The sequence below is a fragment of the Halorhabdus rudnickae genome (assembly GCF_900880625.1).
Lineage (GTDB): Archaea > Halobacteriota > Halobacteria > Halobacteriales > Haloarculaceae > Halorhabdus > Halorhabdus rudnickae.
Genome location: NZ_CAAHFB010000001.1, coordinates 22,059 through 42,374, shown reverse-complemented (window position 1 = coordinate 42,374; position 20,316 = coordinate 22,059). Strand labels below are relative to the sequence as shown.

At 60.7% G+C, this 20,316-nt stretch carries 13 protein-coding genes and 1 pseudogene; 1 reads left to right on the top strand and 13 read right to left on the bottom strand.

All coding sequences use genetic code 11. The features are described from left to right. Positions 1–13: 13 nt before the first annotated feature. Positions 14–1,495: a glycoside hydrolase family 32 protein gene (locus BN2694_RS00195; RefSeq protein WP_167879923.1), complete on the top strand. Its 1,482-nt coding sequence runs from the start codon at positions 14–16 to the stop codon at positions 1,493–1,495. A gap of 54 nt (positions 1,496–1,549) precedes the next feature. On the opposite strand, the gene BN2694_RS00190 is transcribed toward BN2694_RS00195, so the two are convergent. From BN2694_RS00190 to BN2694_RS00130, 13 genes and pseudogenes are all read right to left on the bottom strand, one after another. Continuing rightward, positions 1,550–2,740: an ABC transporter ATP-binding protein gene (locus BN2694_RS00190; RefSeq protein WP_135661515.1), complete on the bottom strand. Its 1,191-nt coding sequence runs from the start codon at positions 2,738–2,740 to the stop codon at positions 1,550–1,552. Between the two features lie 6 nt (positions 2,741–2,746). After that, a complete protein-coding gene (locus tag BN2694_RS00185) occupies positions 2,747–3,706 on the bottom strand; it encodes a carbohydrate ABC transporter permease (RefSeq protein WP_135661514.1) in 960 nt (319 codons plus the stop codon). Position 3,707: 1 nt separating this feature from the next. After that, on the bottom strand, positions 3,708–4,700 hold the full coding sequence (locus tag BN2694_RS00180) for a carbohydrate ABC transporter permease (RefSeq protein WP_135661513.1): 993 nt from the start codon (positions 4,698–4,700) through the stop codon (positions 3,708–3,710). 270 nt (positions 4,701–4,970) lie between these two features. After that, entirely contained in the window at positions 4,971–6,446 is a 1,476-nt protein-coding gene (locus tag BN2694_RS00175) for a substrate-binding domain-containing protein (RefSeq protein WP_135665343.1), read from the bottom strand. A 266-nt stretch (positions 6,447–6,712) separates the two neighbouring features. Further along, a complete protein-coding gene (locus BN2694_RS00170) occupies positions 6,713–6,919 on the bottom strand; it encodes a hypothetical protein (RefSeq protein WP_135661512.1) in 207 nt (68 codons plus the stop codon). 14 nt (positions 6,920–6,933) lie between these two features. Next, positions 6,934–7,150 (bottom strand): annotated as a pseudogene (locus BN2694_RS00165) (ABC transporter ATP-binding protein); the annotation flags it as partial. Between the two features lie 109 nt (positions 7,151–7,259). Beyond that, positions 7,260–8,930: a PKD domain-containing protein gene (locus BN2694_RS00160; RefSeq protein WP_135661511.1), complete on the bottom strand. Its 1,671-nt coding sequence runs from the start codon at positions 8,928–8,930 to the stop codon at positions 7,260–7,262. A 277-nt stretch (positions 8,931–9,207) separates the two neighbouring features. Then, positions 9,208–11,151 (bottom strand): glycosyl hydrolase family 18 protein, encoded by a 1,944-nt coding sequence (locus BN2694_RS00155; RefSeq protein WP_135661510.1) that lies wholly within the window; start codon positions 11,149–11,151, stop codon positions 9,208–9,210. 240 nt (positions 11,152–11,391) lie between these two features. Next, on the bottom strand, positions 11,392–13,257 hold the full coding sequence (locus BN2694_RS00150; RefSeq protein ID WP_135661509.1) for a PKD domain-containing protein: 1,866 nt from the start codon (positions 13,255–13,257) through the stop codon (positions 11,392–11,394). Between the two features lie 510 nt (positions 13,258–13,767). Further along, on the bottom strand, positions 13,768–14,982 hold the full coding sequence (gene sufD / locus BN2694_RS00145; protein WP_135661508.1) for a Fe-S cluster assembly protein SufD: 1,215 nt from the start codon (positions 14,980–14,982) through the stop codon (positions 13,768–13,770). After that, a complete protein-coding gene (gene sufB, locus BN2694_RS00140; RefSeq protein WP_135661507.1) occupies positions 14,979–16,406 on the bottom strand; it encodes a Fe-S cluster assembly protein SufB in 1,428 nt (475 codons plus the stop codon). The genes sufD and sufB overlap by 4 nt, the downstream gene beginning before the upstream one ends. Positions 16,407–16,418: 12 nt before the next feature. After that, positions 16,419–17,336, bottom strand: a complete 918-nt coding sequence (locus tag BN2694_RS00135; RefSeq protein WP_135661506.1) for an ABC transporter ATP-binding protein — start codon at positions 17,334–17,336, stop codon at positions 16,419–16,421. A gap of 121 nt (positions 17,337–17,457) precedes the next feature. Next, a complete protein-coding gene (locus BN2694_RS00130) occupies positions 17,458–20,175 on the bottom strand; it encodes a DNA-directed DNA polymerase (protein WP_135661505.1) in 2,718 nt (905 codons plus the stop codon). Between the last annotated feature and the right edge of the window lie 141 nt (positions 20,176–20,316).

The following is a 20,316-nucleotide window of genomic DNA, read 5'->3' as shown; positions in this document are numbered from 1 at the left end:
TCGCTTTCGTAGTATGCACTACGCGACGGACCTCCCGGACGCGATCGAGCGGCGAACGTCCGCCACACGAGCGCGGCGACGACGATTCAACGACGATCCGTACCGGCCGAACTACCACTTCTTCCCGCCAGGCGGACTACTCCACGACCCGAACGGGGCGCTGTACTGGGACGGTCGCTATCACCTCTTCTACCAGTACTGGCCGCCCGATGTCTCCGAGACGCGCGACTGGAGCGAGGCCATGCACTGGGGGCACGCCGTCAGCGACGACCTCGTCCACTGGCGGGATCTCCCGATCGCGCTCTCGCCCGACGGCGGTCCGGAGCGTGGCTGTTACAGCGGACAGGCTCTCGTCGAGGACGACCGTGCCGTCCTGATGTACTTCGGGACGGACGCGGGCAACTGCATCGCCACGGGGTCGGACGACTATCTACTCGAGTTCGAGCGATTCGAGGACAATCCCGTCGTCCCGATCGACGAGGACGCCCCCTACGAGATCTTCGACCCCTGCCTGTGGAAAGACGGCGAGACCTATCGCTCGCTGTCGGGCTGGAAGACCGATCGACAGACCACAGAGTTTCTCTTCGAATCGGACGATCTTCACGAGTGGACCTATCGCGGGCCGCTAGTTCAGGACGGCTTTCACACCGATCCCGACGAGGACGGGGCCGTCCCGAACTTCTTCGCTCTCGACGGAACCCACGTGCTCCTCTTTTTCTCTCACCCGCGGGGCCCACAGTATTACCTCGGCGAGTACGACGAGGACGAGGCGACGTTCGACGTCGAAGCACACGGTCGGCTGAACCACGGCCCGGTCGATCAGGGGAACCTGCACGCCCCGTCGGTGCTCCAGGAGGGAGATCGCCGCGTCGCTTTCTTCAACGTGGTCGAGGGCCGGCGAGACTGGCAGGCCGATCCGACCGAGGGCTGGACCGGCGTGATCGGACTGCCACGCGATCTCTCTATCGAGGACGGGCGTCTCCGTCTCGACCCAGTCGAGGAACTCGCGACGCTGCGGCGGAACCACCGCCACGTCGGCTCCGTGTCTCTCCCGTCCGAGACGGAGTGGCGATGCCCCGAGTCAGGGGGCCGTAGCATCGAACTCCGTGCCGAGGTCGATCCCGGCGACGCCGATCAGATCGACCTCGCGGTACTACGCTCACCCGACGGATCCGAACGGACGACCGTGTCCTACTGGCGCGGCAGCGACGCTCTCGGCATCGAGACGGGTCGATCGAGCACTGACACCGACATCCAGGTGCGCCCGCCGGAGGTCGGATCGCTCGATCTCGACGACGACGAACCGCTTTCTCTTCGGATATTCGTCGACAGGAGCATCGTCGAGGTGTTCGCCAACGGGCGCGAAACGCTCACGACCCGGGTGTACCCGAGCGAGGAGAGTACCGGCATCTCGCTGCTCGCCCGTCGCGGGTCGGCCTACCTGTGCTCGCTGGACATCTGGACGATGGACGACATCTGGCAGAGGGAGGAATAGTTCGCGCGTCGTTCGGTTAGCTTCCCACGGCTCGTTCGAAAAAAGCGTGGTCGATCAGTCGTCGGCCTGGGCTCCGCTCTCGCCGGATTCTGAACCCATCGCTGCGCCTTCTACCACGCCGTGTGAGAGCGCGTCACCGGTCTGCATGTCGAACAGGTGGATCCGACCGCGATCGAAGACGATCTCGACGGTCTGGTCCTCGCTGATATCGGTCGCAGGGTCGACACTCATCAACAGCCCTTCGCGCTCTTCGATGCTGCCCATGCCGCTATCACTCGACGACACGACCGGCTTGAGATAGACGAAGATCTCGTCGCCCATCGGCTCGAGCACGTCGGTCTGGACCTCCACAGGGGTGCTCGGGTCGTCCGCCTCGGACTTGTTCTGGGCGAGGTGGATGTCCTCCGGGCGGATCCCGATCTCGATCTCTTCGCGAGCGGCCAGCCCCTCGACGGCGGCCGTATCGTAAGCTAGCGAGTATCCTTCCGCCTGCAGGTCGCCGTCCTCGACCTTCGCGGGGACTAGGTTCATCGACGGCGAGCCGATGAACCCGGCGACGAACCGGTTGGCCGGTTCGTTATAGCAGGTCAACGGCGGAGCGATCTGCTGGAGTTCCCCGTCGTTGATGACCGCGATGCGGTCTGACATCGTCATTGCCTCGGCCTGGTTGTGGGTGACGTAGATAATCGTCGTGTCCAACTGCTTGTGCAACCGCTGGAGTTCGGTCCGCATGTTGACTCGGAGCTTGGCGTCCAGATTCGCCAGCGGCTCGTCCATCAAGAATACGTCAGGTTCCCGGACGATCGCGCGGGCGATGGCGACGCGCTGGCGCTGGCCGCCGGACATCTCGTCGGGCATCCGGTCGAGCATCCCCTCCAGCTCGACGATCTCGGCCGCTTTTTCGACGCTTTCGTCCATCTCGTCTTTCGGGTAGTCACGTAGCCGAAGGCCAAAGGAGATGTTATCGTAGACGTCCATGTGCGGGAACAGCGCGATGTTCTGGAACACCATCGCGATCCCGCGGTCCTTCGGCGGAAGGTTCGTGACTTCGTTGTCGCCGATGTAGATGTTCCCCGATGTCGGCATGGTGAGACCGGCGACCGTCTCGAGGGTCGTCGACTTCCCGCAGCCAGAGGGACCGACGAGCGTGATGAACTCGCCGTCCTCCAGATCGAGGTTCATGTTGTTGACTGCCACTACGTCGTCGTATTCTTTCGTTACGTCCTCGAGTTTGACTCGTGCCATCGTTGGTTACTCCTTGAGTGCTCCTTGCGTCAGTCCGCTGACGATTTTTTCCTGTGCGAGAACGACCAGGATCGCGACCGGCACGATCGCGACGAGGCTCGCTGCGGCCTGCAGGTCGTATCGGACGGTGTACTGCGACTGGAAGGCGAGGACACCGTTAACGATCGGTGCCCATTCGCTGGCCTGGTCCCCGGTCATCAGAAACGAGAAGAAAAACTCCGTGTAGACCGTGATGAACGTCAGAATGCCGGCCGTCGCGACTCCCGGTGCCGACAGCGGCATAATGACCCGGAACAGCGCGCCGATCCGGGTCGATCCCTCGACCCGAGCAGCGTCTTCGAGGCCATCGGGGATCTGCGCGTAGAACGTCATCAAGATGAACACCGCAAGCGGCATGGTGAACGCGCTGAGCGGCGCGATGACGGCCCCCGGCGTCCCGTATAGCTCGGCAGGGAGCGTGAATAGCCCGAGCATCTTCACCTGCTGGTTGAACGCCCGGAACAGCGGCAGGAACAGCGTCGCCGGCGGGAACCAGCTGAGCACCAGCAGCGAGAACAACAGCGGCAGTTTGCCGCGAAACTTGAGGCGACCGAACGCGTACCCCGCCAGACTCGCCGCGATGATCACGATGACGGTCACTGTGCCCGCGTAGAACAGGCTGTTGAACATGAACCGCGCGAACGGCACTCGCTGGAAAATATCGACGAAGGCGTACAGATCGATCTGCGACGGGATCAGCGGTATATTCGTCTGGCCCGGCGGTGCCATCGCCACTGCGAACAGCCAATACAGCGGGAACAGCGTCGTCGTCAGCAAGACGCCGCCCATGAACACGCCCATCACCGCGTAGGCTTTCTTGGGATTGCGGATCCAGTCGGCTGCCCACGACTGGATTCGGTTTTTCGACTCTTCGTCCTGATCGTCGAGCGTTTCCGCGTCGTCGTGGTTCTGTGCGTCGATACTCATGCTATACCAGCCCCAGACTCTGGTTGCTGTAACGGATGAACAGCAGGTATATCGAGATGAACAATCCGACGGTGATCGCGATGAGGACGCTCACTGCTGCCGCCGATCCATACAGAGTCGACGAGCCGAACGTGAACTGAGTCACCAGACACGTCATCGATGGCGTGGTCGTACACCCGACGCCAGTGGACTCGATGATCCCGTAGACGCGGAGTGCGCCCATCGTCCGGAACAACATCGCGACCATCAACGCGGGGAAGACCAACGGGAACGTGATGTACTTGAATCGCTGCCAGCTCGACGCGCCCATGACGTCGGCCACGTCGTAGAGATCCTGATTGACGCTCTCCAGGCCGGCGAGGATCAACAGCGCCATGAACGCCGACGTCTTCCAGATGTCGGCTACCGTGATGATCACGAACCCACTAAACGCGTCGTTCAGTGGCAACTTCGGGAAGAGCCCGAGACTGTGCAACGGGCCGGTCAACAGCCCGTATCCCGGACGGAACAGCAGGAAGAAGATCATCCCTTGGATGACGATCGGAATGGCCCACGGGATGATGATCAACACCCGAACTGCCCGCTGACCTCGATACTCAGCCTTCATCAACATCGCGTACGCGAACCCGAGCAGCGTCTCCCCGGCGACGCTGACGATCGCAAACAGCAGCGTCACCAGCAGCGCCTGCTCGAGGATCGGCGTGGCCATCGACGGATCGAAGAACGTCAGCGTCGCGAAGGCGTTGCCGTTGGTGAGCAACTTGATGTAGTTGTCGATTCCGACGAACCCGCCGAGTTCCCCTCCCACGATGACGTCTGCGAAAAACGACATCCGTATCGACGACACCAGCGGCCAGAAGGCAAACAGGATCAAGATGAGAAAGCCCGGTGCCAGCAGCAACGTCGCATAGGCCTGCTCGCTCAGGTTCTCGGTCCACGTCGCCAGTCGCGAAAGGACACCCCTGTTCGCCGATTGGGCCCCTTCAACGCCCATGGGTCGATACACCCCCGCCGAGGCTTGCGTGTGATTGCCAACCAACCATACGTTCCATTATGTTATAGTCTATCATTTGAATATTGCGATCTGTTTTTTATGTACATCCTGGTTTCGAATGGTATCTCGTTTCTGTTGTGACAGTACCAAACTGCTCAATGGCGACGATACGGTCCTCTAACTCGGGTAACCAGGTAGATGGCCGTCCTCCCCACGACACCACGTTCGATTTGTCTTGATCGAACGCTTGTCGGCCATCAGCACCGGGCTCTACTGGGCCTGATTTTCGATAGCTTTGATCTTGGTTGCCATCGCCTCGGCCGCGTCGGCAGGCGACTTCTTCTTCGTGATTGCGGCGTTGACCTGTTTCGCGATGACGGTCGATTGGGTAGGCCAGACGGACGTGGTCGGGCGCGGGATGAGGTGCTCGGCAGCGTACTGGAGCGGCTTGAAGTACGGCCCGTAGGTCGGGTGCTGTTTGACGTAGTCGTACATCCTCGGCTTGGGCGGCATGTAGTTGGCGGCGTCAAGCTGGGCCTTGTGCATATCGTCGCTCCACCAGGCCTTGATGACTTCCTTCGCCGCGGACTTGTTGTCGCTGTAGGGGTTCATCGAGAGGACCCAGCCACCCTGGGCGTGCCAGGAGCCGTTCGGCCCTTTCGGAATCGGCATCACACCGAGTTCCGCGTCCGTTCCCTCGAAGTTGTTCACTGCGCCGCCGATCGAGTACGTCCAGTTGCGTTGCGCGACGGCGTTTTGGGCTTCGAAGATACTTTTCGTGTCGGGTTCGATCCATCCCGCGACTTCCTCGGGCGAGACGCCGGTCACGTCTATCGGCGATTCGCCATTACCGGAAATCAGGTCACGCGCCAATTCGATGCCATCGATAGCTTTCTCGTCGCCGATCGTGACCGGTCGATCCCCGACGGGACCAAAGAGGTTGTCCTCGCCCCCGAAGAAGGATCCACCCATGCTCGTCAGGTACTCGTTGAACGTACAGCAGGACAGACCACCGTAGTTTTTGCCCTGCCAGACGTAGCCGTACTCCGCGTCGCCGGCCTGTTTGGCCTCCGCGACGATGCTGGTGAACTTTTTCCAACCGAGCGGGTTCGACTGCCACTCCTGGAAGTCGGACTCAGTGTATCCGACCTCCTTGAAGAGATCCTTGCGGTACGTGATCGTCGGGAAATCCGGGAAGACGGGAACCGAATGCAGGTCGCCCGTCTCCGGGTCCGACCCCGTTTGCACCATCGACTGGACGCCCTCTTCTTTGACTTTCGAGATGAAATCGCTGTCCATCTCCTTCTCTAGGTTCACGAGGTCGCCCCGAACGATGAACGGAATCGTCCACCCGTTGTCCGTCAACACGAGGTCGGGATCTTTCGACTCCGCGTCGATCGTGGTCCTGAGTCTCTGCTGCTTGCTCCCTGTCTGCTGGGCCGCGGAGTTGAGATTGATGTTGACGGCATCCGGGACGCCAGCGTCGTGCAGCGTCTGTGTGAACGTCTCCTCGTTCTCTTTCCACACCTTGCCCGCGAACACGTTGACCGTCCCACCGAGATCGTCACCACCAGGCTCCCCAGCCGTGGTGCCGCCGCCACCACCGGTGTCCCCGGTCGTAGTGGTTCCATCGTTGCCGCCACCACAGCCGGCGAGACCAGCCGTCACGCCAACTGCACCGGCTGCCTGAATGAACCGACGACGGGACACGTTCGACGAACCGTCTTGATTGCCTTTAGTAGGCATACATACACCAGTGTTCCGCTATCACTTTAAATTTTCCCGACTATAACCACAGTTGTAATTAAACCCATTCGGAACGTCACCGGTTTCGATCGCTCGTCACGTCTCCCTCGGGCGACCGACAGTTCTCTCAATAGAAACATACATCCACGTAGAATAAGATGAGTTTCCGAGATGAGGAGGTAATATCATCGAACGAATGCATTTCCGTCGTCCAGTTGATAGTCGCGGGTTCCCGGGGCGACGTCGCTCGCTGATATGCCATCAAATTACCGGCGACGATCGACAGCCGATTGGTCAAACGGCTCGTCTCGGATGATTTCGTGTGTGATTGGCATTTCGGTGTCGGTATCGCACAGGTGGACGTTATCCTGATCGAAAACGACTTCGACGCCGTTCGTGGCTGGATCGAACGTCATCTGGATGTACCCCGAGACGAACCCGTCCGTCACTCTTTTGGCCTCCAAGTGGCTCATCGACGGGCAACTTACTGGAGCTGGCCGTTAGCAATGACGGCGATACGGTTGCTCGTCGTCATCTTCTGGGCCTGGTCGTGGGTGGATGATCGTCATGTCCAATTCCCGATGGAGGCGCCGGAGTTGCGTCCGCATGTGGATCCGCAACTCGGTGTCTACGTTCGCCAGCGGTTCGTCCATCAAGAATCCGTCTGGTCGAATAATCGCGCAGGCGGTGGCTACACGCTGGCGATGGCGACGCCGCTCGCGCCGACTGCCAGCGCACCGAGTCCCGAAAGGGCTTGTAGCCCATCCCGCCCGATTCGTGTCATTGTGTACGTGAATTCTATCTGATACGGTGCTATTCTGTGGTGAAGTCGGTGAAGATCTCCGAGAACTCGTAGGGCTCGGAGTCGATCAGCGTGTTGTTAAACAGCCGATCGCCCTCGCCGTTGTCCCGGACGAGTTCCCAGAAGGACAGCAAGCGAATGTTCTGTTCGCTGGCCCACTGCTGGACCTGCCGGGCGTCCTCGGGATAGAACACGTTCGAGTCGACATCGTTTTGGCCGATCATCGGCGTCAACCCAATCATCTGCCAGCGCTCCTCGGCTGACTTCTCCGGCCAGAGATCACCAAGCTGGTCGTGAATGCTCTTGGCACACTCGATGACTGTCTCACCGTTGAGGTCGTACTCGCTCCCGTAGTTCATCGTCATCGGGTTCACGAGATCGATTTCGAGCCCCCGCTCTGCGGCATCCTCAAGCGCGAACAGGATGTTGTTGGTCGAGTGACTGGGGAGGCCACTCGGGAGCGCCGGCAGCGTATAGGAGAGCGTCAGATCCGGGTATTCCTCTTTGAGTAGTACCAGCGCCTTGTTACGGAGCGCGACCTTCTCACGGCCCGACTCGCTCCTGACGAGTTTTTCCTCGTCGAAGTCGAGGAACTGCAGGTCGTATTCCTCGACGACCTTGGCGTACTTGTTCTTCAGTTCCTCCGCGCTGTCGGTGGTCTCGGCCAGGTACGTCCCCTGGAGGCCGCCAAAGGAGACGATCACGTCCCCACCCCGCTTCTCTCGAAGGTCGCTGATCTGGCTCCCAATGTCCAGGTTCGGACTGTCTGCGCCGACTTTGACGGTGCCACCCCAGGCCGGATCGTCGTCGGTGTCGGCCACGACGAACGCCAGCAGGAAGTGCCGCGTGCCGGCTTTCTCGACGGACTCGACCAGCGGATCCTGGCTTTCGAGCAGTACGTCGACGTACGGCGCGAAGACGTTCTCGGGGAAACCGGTCTCGTTGCTGACGGTGACAGTGACGGAGGTGCTGTTCGTGTTGCCCTCGCCGTCACCGACAGTCAGCGTGACCGTGTACTCGCCGGTCGACTCGTAGGTGTGGGTGACGACCTTGCCGGTCGCATCGACGGTCCCGTCGCCGTCGAAGTCCCACTCGTAGGACTCGATCAGGCCCGAGGAGTCGCTCCCATCGAATTCGACGCTTTCGCCGGGCTGGACGAATGTACTCGTCGAGATTGAAGGCTTCAGTCCGGTTTCGGCCTTGCAGGTGCCGATCTCCGTCCAGGGACCGTATTGCCCGCTGTCTCCGGGTGTTTTCCCCTGAACCCACCAGTTAGCTTCCCACAGCGTGCCGGCGTGGACGGCCTGATCGCCTTCGTCGTAGATCGCTTTCTCATCCCACGCGGCGACGCCGCTACAGTCGACCGTCTCGCCGCCACCACCGTCATCGCCATCACCATCATCGCCGTCGCCTCCGTCATCGCCGCCGCCATCACCGCTACAGGAGCCGACTTCTTCCCACGGACCCCACTCGCTGGCTCCGGGTTCGTCGCCTTGAGTCCACCATTTGGCCTCCCAGAGGCTGCCGTCGTAAACCGCCTGATCGCCGCCCGTATAGGTCGCACTTGAACTCCACTCCTCGACGCCACTGCAGTCAGCCGCCGCGGCAACGCCGCTTGCGCCGACTGCCAGTGCCCCCAGTGCCGATGCCTTCCGAAGTATGTCACGTCGCGTGTGTTTCATTGTTGGATTAGGTTCCACTGCAGGTGCCGATGTTCGTCCACACAGTCGCGCTTTCAGACGGTTCGGAACAGCGTATCCACTGTCGGCCGTCAGCGTGTACCCCGGCAGACGACCCCGTTACCCCCGGTGTCGGTCGTCCCCAAGCTTCACCCTGAAACGGCGCGACGGTGCGCTGTCGAACCGGTCCCGTTGGCCACCACAGCCAGCGCGCGTGTGTTTCCATTCGTCGCATGGTTCCCCTACAGCATAGAACGGGGAGAGGAGTCGCTGAGCGATGCTAGATGTTTTCGAGGATCGTATCCAGCAGGGTCTCGTTCCAGTCCTGGGCTAGTTCCCAGAACATCACACCCTGCATGCCACGCTCTTTGGCGAACTTGACCTTCTCGGCGATAGCCTGCTTGTCGTCGTAGCTAATGAGGATCTCTTCGTCCTCGTTGACGAGATACGGCACTGCGCCGGGGTCGTGGCGCTTTTTCGTCCAGCCGTCTTCGCCCTGGAAGTTCTCTTCAATGTCACCGAAGTCGAAAGAACCCGTCGGATCGCCGTCAGAAAGGTCATCCCAGGTACCCTTCGGGAGCCCATCGTAGCCGGAGTACAGCTCAGTCGTGCCCTTGAAGCCACGGCCGTAGAACGGCAGGCCAAGCACTAGTTCGTCGTACTCAGCGGGCTCGGCGGGTGGGTACTTCCACTGGCCGGGCCAGTAGCCCGTCTCGCCGTGATCGCCGGCATAGAGCTTATCGACCGTGTACTCGACGAAGTACTGGGCGGTGTAGGTCTGCCCGTACTGGGAGTTCTCGGTCGGGTGAGAGTTACCGTACAGCGGTGCGTTCTGACCGGCAACGTCCATCCACGATCCCGTGAAGTCATAGGCCATGATGGCAGTGTGGTCACACACATCGCCGACCTTGCCGTGACGCAGTCCGCCGGCGTTCCAGTCGGAGCCACCGTTAGCGACCGAGACGTAGTAGTGCTTGCCATCCTCCGCACCAGCCTCGTCGAGCACGCTTCGGATGGCCTTCAGCAGGTCGACATGGGTCTCGTAGTCCTTGTTGGAGCCACACTGGCATTTTCCCTGCTGGCTACCGGGGTGCTCCCAGTCGATGTCGATCCCGTCGAGATTGTACTCTCGCAGGAGATCGACACAGGCGTCGGCGAAGCTCTGGCGGTTCTCCTCGGTCGCGGCGATCTGGCTGAAGCCTTCCGAATCTGCCCAGCCACCGATCGAGAGATGGATCCGGGTGTCCGAGGCCGGGCCCTCTTTGAGCTCCTTGAACCGCTGGAGGTTCTCCCGCGAGAGGTCGTTGAGGATTTTCGGCTCGGCGTTGTCCGCATCGACGCCAAGGAAGGCAAACAGCACGTCCGTGACCTTATCGAACGGAATGTCTTCAGGGTAGTAGTCCTGATCCTCGTTGGCCTTCCAGTTCGGGTAGTACCCGATGACCTTGAACTCGTCTTCGGGCGGCTCCGGCGGCACCTTGACCAGAATGGTCTCGGAGGCCGTCGTCGTTGCACTCTCGCTGTCGGTAACGGTCAGCGTGACCGTGTATTCGCCACTCTCGTAGGTGTTCGTGACAGTCTGGCCGGTCGCCGAACTGCCGTCGCCCAGCTCCCATTCGTAGGACTCGATCGATCCGTCAGCATCCGACGATCCTGCGGCATCGAAGGTGACTTCCTGGCCCGGTTCGGGATCAGACGGCGCGACCGTGAACGAAGCGTTTGGCGACTCGTTTCCGCCGTCGTCGCCATCGTCGCCACCACCGCCACAGGACCCCTCTTTCGTCCAGACGTTCGCACTTGTCGACGGGGCCGTTCCTTTCGTCCACCATTCGGCCGTCCAGAGGGCCTCCTGGTAGGTGACTTGATCGCCACCGGTGTAGGTCGCACTGGAGTCGTACGCCGAAACGCCCGAACAGTCGGCGCCGTCCCCGCCACCATCATTACCGCCGTCGCCTCCGTCATCGCCGCCGCCATCACCGCTACAGGAGCCGACTTCTTCCCACGGGCCCCACTCGCTGGCCCCGGGTTCGTCGCCCTGGGTCCACCATTTGGCCTCCCAGAGGCTGCCGTCATAGACAACCTGGTCGCCGCCCGTATAGGTCGCACTTGAACTCCACTCCTCGACGCCACTGCAGTCAGCCGCCGCGGCGACGCCGCTTGCGCCGACTGCCAGTGCGCCCAGTTCCGATGCTTTCCGAAGTATGTCGCGTCGCGTGTGTTTCATTGATAGCTGTATTCGTGTTCGCCGTTCATCGAACGATACCCCCACGTCCCATCGAAATGCAAGTCACTACGCGGTTGCCGGTTCACCCCCGGGCTCAGCAGTCTAAATCCGTTGAGCCGATACCCTCCGGGAGTCCCCGCCCCGTCATCCGTCGATGCCGTCCACCCCAGTGGATCACCCCCTAGGAGATCCACGTGGATATGTACTCGTCGATCACTCATGTTGAACCGTTCGACCTACTTACTGCACCTGATTGTAGATCTGCGAGAACTCGTAGGGCCCCTGCTGGATACCACTGCACGTCGCGGACACAGAGCCGTCGGCACAGCCGCCGTTGTCCCGATCGATCGACCAGAAGGCCACGAGCCCAACACCCTTCTCGGTCGCGAAGGAGGCGACCTCCTCCGCGTCGGACGGCATATGACTGCCGCCGACGTTGTTGACACCGATCATCGGCGTCACCCCGACCATGTTCCAGACATCCGCCGAGGACTTCTCGGAGAAGATCGACGAGAGATCCGAGTGGAGCCCGTTCGCCGAATCTTTAACCGTGCTTGCGGTCGGCTCGACCCACCCATAATTCATCGTCATGATGTTGACGTACTCGATGTTCACGCCGTGATCTGCCGCATTGTTGACCACGTAGGACCCGTGCTGGGTCAGGCCGGTCGTCCGACAGCGGAGGGTGTAAGACACCGTCAGCTCCGGCCGTTCGGACTGTAACTCGGCTAACGCCTGGTTGCGCCGGTCGACTGCGTCTTTGTTGACTGACTCGATGTCGAAATCCAGGTGAGTGACACCATAGGTGTCCATGACGGTTTCGTACTCGGATTTGATCGTTTCGATGTCCGAGGTGTCCTGGGCGATCATCGTCCCCACTGCACCGCCAAAGGAGATGATCACCTCGCCGCCGGTGTTCTGGTAGGCCTGGATCTCGTCTTTGTGGACGCCATCCGCGACGAGCTGATCCGGTTCGCCGTCCCAGCAGGCGTTGCCGCTCCCATCCGAAAGGACGAACGCAAGGGTGAATGCATCGTTTTCGGCCTGCTGGTAATGCTCGACCATGCTGGTTCCCAGGTTCGTGGCGAGATGGTTATACGGCGCGAACGTCGTTTCGCCGGTGCCACTGCCCCCGTCGGACTGAACGACAACGGTCGTCGCGTTCGAATCCGTCGCGCCGTCGTCGTCAGTAACGGTCAGCGTCACGGTGTACTCACCACTCTCGTAGCTATTCGTCACTGTCTGACCGGTTGCCGAATTCCCGTCTCCCAGGTCCCACTCATAAGAGTCGACCGTGCCGTCAGCGTCCGAAGAGTCGGCCGCATCGAAGGTGACTATGTCACCCGGCGCTGGGTCGGACGGATCGACCCTAAACGAGGCGTTCGGTGTCGTGTTGTCGCTAGACACCGACACCGTCTGGGATGCGGTCACGGACGCGCCCGCATCATCGGTAACCGTCAGCGTGACCGTATAGTCGCCCGACGACCCGTAACTGTGGGTGACGACCTCGCCGGTCGCCGAATTCCCGTCGTCGAAATCCCATTCGGAGGATGCGATCGTCCCATCTGGGTCCGAGGAGTCGGATGCGTCGAAGGTGATATCCTCGCCGGGCTCCGGAGCGGACAGATCAACCGTAAACGAGGCGGTCGGCGACTCATTACCGCCGTCGTCACCGCCGCCACCACAGGCGCCGACTTCCTTCCAGGGACCCCGCTGGCTTGCACCGGGTTCGTCACCCTGGGTCCACCACTTGGCTTCCCAGAGGCGTCCGTCGTAGACAGCCCGATCTCCGCCGGTATAGGTCGTGCTCGAATCCCACTCGGAAACATCGGAACAATCGACACCGCTCCCACCGTCATCACCACCACAAGAGCCTTCTTTCGTCCAGACGGCAGCATCCGTTGACGGTGTTGTTCCGGAGGTCCACCATTCAGCAGTCCAGAGCGCCCCGTCGTAGACGACCTGATCGCCGCCCGTATAGGTTGCTCCGGAATCGTATTCAGAGACACCGCTACAACTAGCGGCGGCTGTGATACCAGTCGCACCCACCGCAACCGCCGACAGGGCAGACAGCTCTCTCAGCACCTCTCGACGACTCCATGTCATGGTCGTTCACCCCCACTCGATGACCATGTCTGCTGTTGGTACACGATACGATGCTGCCTGCAACCCGAAGAGTGTTTCCCCCATGACACGTAATGTCACTCGCATTGTCGAGCGGCTGACAACCAGGAGCTACTCCGCTTGCGCCCCAACGCAAATCAACTTTCTCCTCCTGGTTTACCGCTAATCCGGGAAAATAACCGTAATCATAAATAGGTATCGAATTATGATAGCCAAAGAGACGGTATTCAACTTACCATGCGTTTGGTTGTCATGACTGTTTCGGCGGCGAAATGTCGTTATACCACGGCTCGGTAGACCTCTTAGTTGATTTTCCGACATTGCTCGAAGAGGAGGCGACTAAGCAGATCGAGTCATTCAACCACTGTGTTTTCTCTGCTGGTATTTAGATTGCGGGATTGATGTAGAGAGACGATCAGGAATTAGCAGACATCTCCTAATAAATCCATATCTTAGAAGAATATACAACAGACAGACCGGAAGACTAAATTCTCAGTTTTCCAGCCGTTCGAGAATTAGGTCGTCCAGATCCTCGCGCAGTTCGTCGACCGCAACTTCCTCCAAGACGGGCACGAAGAAGCCCTCGACGAGCATGTTCGTCGCCCGTTCGTCGTCGATGCCGCGGGAGGTCATGTAGAACAGGTCCTCCTGATCGACCTGTCCGACCGTCGCGGAGTGACTGGCCTCCGTGTCGTGGTTGTTGATAATCAGTTTCGGCGAGGCATCGGCCTCCGCGTCGTCACTGAGCAGGAGCGTGTTCTCCCGCTGGTAGGAGTTCGTGTCCCAGGCGTCGGTACCAACGTCTTGGACACCTTCGTAGGCCGAGCGTGCCTCGTCGTCGAGCACGCCACGAGTCACGAGGTCAGCAGTCGTGTGCTCGCCCTCGTGCCAGACCCGCGAACCGAGGTCGAAGTGCTGGTCGTCGTGCCCGAAGAAGGCTCCGACGATCTGGCTCTCGGCGCCGTCGCCGATCAGGCGCGTCTCGACGCTCGTCTTGGTCAACTGGGAGCCGAGGTTGCCCTCGATCCAGTCGACCGTGGCGTCACGGGCAGCGTGACCGCGCTTGACCGAGAAGTTGTAGGTGTCCTCGGAGAGGTTCTGCAACGCGCCGTACTGGACGTGTGCGTTCTTGTCGGCGACGACTTCGACGACACCGGAGTAGTACTGGTCGCTATCTGCCGGCTGGTCGCCAGTGGATTGTCGTTCGAGGATCGTCACCGACGACGATTCCTCGGCGACAACGAGGGTGTAGTTGAACAGCGACCGGGAGTTCATCGTCGTCCGGATCTTCACGTCCTCGGCGACGACGCCCTCAGGGACGTAGACGACTGTCCCGGCACCGAACAGCGCCGTCGACAGCGCCGTCAGGTAGTCCCGCTGCGGGTCGACGACACTGCCGAAGTGCTCTTTGATGAGGTCGCCGTGGTCCTCCAGGGCTTCAGACCAGGACAGAACGTCGACGCCCTCGGCCTCGACGCGGTCTTTTTCCTCGGCCCACTCCAGGGGGTCGACGAGGGTCTCGTAATCGAGGGCATCGAGGTTCGTCCAGTCACGACCGGGCGTGCGGATGACCGACGGCATCGCGAGATCGTCCAGGGCCTCGAACGCTTCCAGACGCGTCTCGGTCAGCCAGTCGGGCTCTCCCAACTCCGCTGAAACCTGCTCGACATCCTCCGCAGTGAGTGTTGCGTGTACCTGCGTGCTCATCCGAGACTTCCCTCCATCTCCAGTTCGATGAGACGGTTGAGTTCGACGGCGTACTCGATGGGCAGTTCCTCCGTGATCGGCTCGATGAACCCGGCGACGATCATCTGCTTTGCGTCGTCGTCGTCAAGCCCGCGGCTTTGCAGATAGAAGACGTCCTCGTCGCCGATCTTGCCGACCGTCGCCTCGTGGGCGACGTCGACCTTGTTGTCCTGGATCTCCATGTACGGCATGGTGTCGCTGGTCGACTCGTTGTCGAACATCAGCGCGTCACACTCGACGCTGGTCGAAGAGTTTTCCGCACCGTTGGCGATGTGGACCAGGCCACGGTAGTTCGTCCGGCCGCCGTCCTTGGCGATAGACTTCGATTCGATAGTGGACTTCGTGTTTGGCGCGTTGTGGTAAACCTTCGCGCCGGTGTCGATGTCCTGTCCCTCGCCCGCGAAGGCGATGGTGATGTGGTTGTCGCTGGCACCGGGTCCCTTGAGGATGGAACTCGGGTACAGCATGGTGGCCTTCGAACCCATCGACCCCGAAATCCACTCCATGCGGCCGTCGGCTTCGACAATGGCGCGCTTGGTGTTGAGGTTGTAGGTGTTTTTCGACCAGTTTTGCACCGTCGAGTACTGGACGTGAGCGCCTTCCTTGACGAAGACCTCGACGCCCCCACTGTGGAGATTGTGATGGGCGTACTGGGGTGCCGAACAGCCCTCGATGTAGTGAACTTCCGAGTTCTCCTCGGCGATGATGAGGGTGTGCTCAAACTGGCCCATGCCCTCCGAATTCATGCGGAAGTACGCCTGGATGGGCATCTGAACGGTGACGCCCTCGGGGATGTAGACGAAGCTGCCGCCCGACCAGACCGCACCGTGGAGCGCGGCGAACTTGTTGTCGCTCGGCGGGACGGCCTTCGTCATGAAGTGCTCACGGACGAGTTCGGGGTGTTCCTGAACAGCCTTGTCCATGTCCATGAACACGACGCCTTTCTCCTCCCACTGCTCCTGCATGTTCTGGTAGACGATCTCGGACTCGTACTGGGCACCGACGCCCGAGAGTGCCTGCTGTTCGGCCTCGGGAATGCCCAGCTTGTCGAAAGTGTCCTGGATCTCGTCGGGCAGATCGTCCCAGTCGTCCTCGCCGCCGCGGGTTTCGATGTCCGGGCGGATGTACGGGATGATTTCGTCGATGTCGACTTCCGAGAGGTCCGGCTGGCCGGGCCAGTCGGTCGGCATCGGCATCTCCTTGTACTGCTCTAAGGCGCGAAGACGCCGTTCGAGCATCCACTCGGGCTCGTCCTTGTCTTCTGAGATCTTTCGGACGGTCTCCTCGGTGAGACCGACCTCGGCTTCGTAGGCCGATGACTGCTCTTTCTTGAATTCGAATCGAGCCTCCGTATCGGTCGATTCGAGATCGTTATCTGAACTCATTGTGTGGTCACCTCAGGCCGCCTCGTAAACCTGCTCGCGGACCCAATCGTAGCCCTCGTCCTCGAGTTTCTCGGCCAGTTCCGGGCCGCCGCTCTTGGCGATCTTGCCGTCGAGCATCACGTGAACGTGATCGGGTTCGACGTAGTCGAGGATGCGCTGGTAGTGGGTGATCTGGAGGACGCCCGTCCCCTGGTCGTCCCGAAGGGAGTTGATGCCCTTCGAGACATCCTGAAGGCGATCGATGTCCAGCCCGGAGTCGATCTCGTCGAGGACGGCGATCTCGGGTTCGAGGATCGCTGCCTGCAGGACTTCGTTCTGTTTCTTCTCGCCGCCGGAGAACCCGGCGTTGAGGTATCGCTCGGCGAAGGACTCGTCCATGTCCAGTTGCTCCATCTTCTCTTTGAGGAGTTGCTGGAACTCGGCGACGCTGACCTCGCCCTCGTCGGCAGGCCCTTCCATCGGCGAGGTGTCGTAGCCCGCCTCTTCCGCTTCGTCGTCCGTTTCCGCATCGGCCGCTTCCTCGTCCTCGAACAGCTCCTCGCGCTCCTCGAGCTTGGCGTTGAGTGCCGTCCGGAGGAAATTCACCATCGTCACGCCCTCGATCTCGGCCGGATACTGGAAGCCGAGGAAGACGCCGAGTGCCGCGCGCTCGTTGGGTTCGAGGTCGAGCAGATTCCAGGTGCGTTTGTCCTCGGGAATCGCCTCGTCGTACTCGTCACTGTCGAGTTCGAGGAGTACTTCGCCCTCAGTCACCTCGTAGGCGGGATGGCCGGCGATGATCTTCGCCGTGGTCGACTTGCCGCTGCCGTTCGGTCCCATCAGTGCGTGGATCTCGCCGGACTCGACCGTCAGGTCGACGCCCTCGAGGATCCGCTCGCCACCCTCTTCGGCGACTTCCGCGTGGAGATTGTTGATCTGGAGTGTAGCCATGTTCTAGGTCAACCGAAAACAAGTTCTACCCACCCATGAAGCTTTCGCAACACAAGATATTTGCTTTGGTCGAATCGGAAAGAATCTTAACGAAAGTTGAATCCTCTTGCCACCGTCTCCGTCACATGAACTGTCCGAGACCCGTCTGTTCCTGGCCGCTCTTGACTTCCTCCCAGGAGACGTCCAGGGCCTCGATCACGCGAGCGATCGGGCCCTTGAGAGTCTTCTCTAACATCTTCTCCCAGTCGACCTCGAACTCCGGGGGGATCTGTTCGGCGACATCGAAGCAGATCACGTCCGGGTCGCGCTTGAACTCCCCATAGATGAGATCACGTGATGGATCGAGACCTCGCTCGTCTTCGATCCGCCGGAAGTAATCGGGATGGACCTTCTTTAGATAGAGTCGCTTGGGTTTGCTCCCGCGATCGAAGTTCGTTCCGAGCAATTTGTTGGCGTACTTCGCCCCCCGGACCTGGGCGGTATCGGTGTCGTAGTTGTCCAGTCGCTTGCCGATTCCGCCAGGGATACCGACGTCCTCGACATCGACGTTGCCGGACTGGAAGTCCGCGATCACGTCGTGGAGATACTCCGTGACGGCGTCGACATCGCCCTCGGTGACGATCATGTCCAGAACCTCCTTCTGGACGCGCTTGGTGATGGGGGCGATGTCCGAACGCTGATACTCGAAACCCGTGATATCGATGTCGTCGACGTCCTTGCCCTCTTTCCAGACGATGTGGCCCGCGTAGCGTTTCTTCTTGCCCGCCTGGAAGAACCGTCGGTAGAGTTTCTCGAACTCGATCTGGAAGCGATGTTCCTCGGCGTTCAGCGTCTCACTGGCGAACTCGTCATAAGAGGCGTTGATCGCCTCCTCGATCTCGAAGGAGCGGTCGATGGCGTCCTCGACAGACATATCCGTCCCCATACTTATCATAACGCTGTCAGTATCGCCATATGTCACGTCGTATCCAAGGTCGTTGACGGCCGACTCGGTGTACTCGATGACCGACCGCCCCGTTGCGGTCACGGCCGCAGCGTTGTCCTTGTCATAGAGTCGGAACCGATCCCATCCCGAAACGCCGTAGAGAGAATTCATAATAACCTTGACAGCCCCTTGCTGCCGGTCATAGAGTTCGTACGCTTCGTTTCCGGGCTCGTGCTCGTTTCGGAGAGACTTCTTTTCTTCCCGTTCTGACAGAAGTTCCTCGACCATCTCCCGGACGATGCCATCGGGCTCCTTCCGGAAATGCTGGCCGCTCGGATCCGGTGCACGGAACGTCTCTCCGTCGTAGGTGGCGGGATCGACTTTCGTCTCCGGGGAAGCGTTGATCGTTACCATGCACATCGGATACAGTGACTTCAAGTCCTGGACGCTGACCATCTCCTTGATCCCGCTGATCGGTTCGAAGACGGCTCCGCCCTCGAACTCCTCGCCGGACTCGACGGTGCCCTTCGAGGGCAAAACGAAGTTCCCGAAGGCCTTGTGCAGGACGTACATGTCGACGGCGTCTCCTGGTGTCGGTGCGTCTTCGAGTTTGCAGCCCACGAACGAGGCGACCTCTTCGAAGAACGCGATGATGTCCTGCTTGCGGTCGAGTTCGACACAAAGTTCGACGTCCCGGAGGTTGTATTCGAGCAGTCGCTCGGGGTCTTCTTCCCAGAGCGTGCCGATGTCGCCGGTGTAGGTCTCTTTGCCGGCCCCGAGTTCCTCCTGGCCGACGTCTTCCAGCCGGTAGGAATCAAGTTCGGTGAATTGGGTCCGTTTGTACGCCCGCAGGAGATCGAAGACCACCCGACCTTTGATGTCCGGTCCCTGCCAGTCGCTCTCCCAGACCTCGTTGACCCGCGAGAGGCGATTCATGTCCAGGTTCAGGTCCGTCCCGTTTTCGAGCACCTGCAACCGGGAGATGAGATAGGGCGCGTCGAAATCCCCGAAGTTCCAGCCCGTCAGGATGTCCGGATCGGTCTCCGCGATGTAGTCCAGAAACGCCGCGAGCATCGCCTCCTCCTGCTCGAAGACGCGAACGTCAGCCTCGAAATCGCCTTCGAGGGGTTCGTAGCGATCCAGTGCCTCCGGCGGATCGATCCCGACCGGCGAGTCGTACAGCCAGACGACGTATTCGTCGCGATAGGAGTCGTGACTAGTCAGACAGATGATTGGTTCTTCACCGTCCTCCGGAAAGCCCGAGCGGTCGTCGACCTCGATGTCGAAGGTATTGACCCGAGCTTCGGCGTCGTAGTCGATGGCTTCGATCTCGTCGTGTGGAACCCGGATCGAGCCGTCGTCGGTGCGGCGTTCGGGGACGCGGATACCGCTGGTGATGTCCTTGTCGATCAGTAGGCGGTTCGGAAAGAGGATATCCGCCTCGTAGTGGTCGAAGTCGTCCCGGATCTGCCCGACGTCTCGGGGCGTCCGGCCGAAAATCCGCACGAGTTCCTCTCCGCGAATGGACTCGAATGGCTCGCCGTCGTCGTCGGCGTGCGTCCAGCCGGTGATCGCGTCGTACCCCGCGAGTCGCTCCTGGTCAACGGAGTCAACAGGGGCATAGAAGTACGGCTTGAACTCGTAGACGCGAACGTGTTCCAGCGTGCGATCCGCGGTGCGGCCAAAGACGTGAAGCACCGGGTACTCGTCGTCGCCTGTGCCTTCGATCGTGTAATCGACCTGCGTAACCGACAACTCGACGGTGCCGTCGGCGTCGGGATACTTCCACTCGTCGGTCTCGACGACGCCGGCCCCCTGCCCGCCGTTGCCGGCGACGACCTGCGCCTCCTCGGCCGGCCGGTCGTCGCCACCGGCGAACTCGCCGAGACCGCGCTGCTGCCCGGAATCTGCCATTGGGGAGTTGGTTCGAGCCGTCACCCTAAAACTCCCCGGTCGCCGGCCGAGATGGGGTCACTGAGAGCCCGTCCCTCACAGAGATGGTAAGTAGCTACTACGACAACTACCGTGGCGGGAAAGTTTATGTTACGGCATATC

What these genes read in the sequence shown, in the direction of transcription:
- BN2694_RS00180 (WP_135661513.1), bottom strand. Translation starts at nt 4,700, where the DNA reads ATGGGCGTTGAAGGGGCCCAATCGGCGAACAGGGGTGTCCTTTCGCGA.
- BN2694_RS00135 (WP_135661506.1), bottom strand. Translation starts at nt 17,336, where the DNA reads ATGGCTACACTCCAGATCAACAATCTCCACGCGGAAGTCGCCGAAGAG.
- BN2694_RS00130 (WP_135661505.1), bottom strand. Translation starts at nt 20,175, where the DNA reads ATGGCAGATTCCGGGCAGCAGCGCGGTCTCGGCGAGTTCGCCGGTGGC.
- BN2694_RS00150 (WP_135661509.1), bottom strand. Translation starts at nt 13,257, where the DNA reads ATGACATGGAGTCGTCGAGAGGTGCTGAGAGAGCTGTCTGCCCTGTCG.
- BN2694_RS00185 (WP_135661514.1), bottom strand. Translation starts at nt 3,706, where the DNA reads ATGAGTATCGACGCACAGAACCACGACGACGCGGAAACGCTCGACGAT.
- BN2694_RS00155 (WP_135661510.1), bottom strand. Translation starts at nt 11,151, where the DNA reads ATGAAACACACGCGACGCGACATACTTCGGAAAGCATCGGAACTGGGC.
- BN2694_RS00195 (WP_167879923.1), top strand. Translation starts at nt 14, where the DNA reads ATGCACTACGCGACGGACCTCCCGGACGCGATCGAGCGGCGAACGTCC.
- BN2694_RS00170 (WP_135661512.1), bottom strand. Translation starts at nt 6,919, where the DNA reads ATGAGCCACTTGGAGGCCAAAAGAGTGACGGACGGGTTCGTCTCGGGG.
- BN2694_RS00160 (WP_135661511.1), bottom strand. Translation starts at nt 8,930, where the DNA reads ATGAAACACACGCGACGTGACATACTTCGGAAGGCATCGGCACTGGGG.
- BN2694_RS00190 (WP_135661515.1), bottom strand. Translation starts at nt 2,740, where the DNA reads ATGGCACGAGTCAAACTCGAGGACGTAACGAAAGAATACGACGACGTA.
- sufB (WP_135661507.1), bottom strand. Translation starts at nt 16,406, where the DNA reads ATGAGTTCAGATAACGATCTCGAATCGACCGATACGGAGGCTCGATTC.
- BN2694_RS00175 (WP_135665343.1), bottom strand. Translation starts at nt 6,446, where the DNA reads ATGCCTACTAAAGGCAATCAAGACGGTTCGTCGAACGTGTCCCGTCGT.
- sufD (WP_135661508.1), bottom strand. Translation starts at nt 14,982, where the DNA reads ATGAGCACGCAGGTACACGCAACACTCACTGCGGAGGATGTCGAGCAG.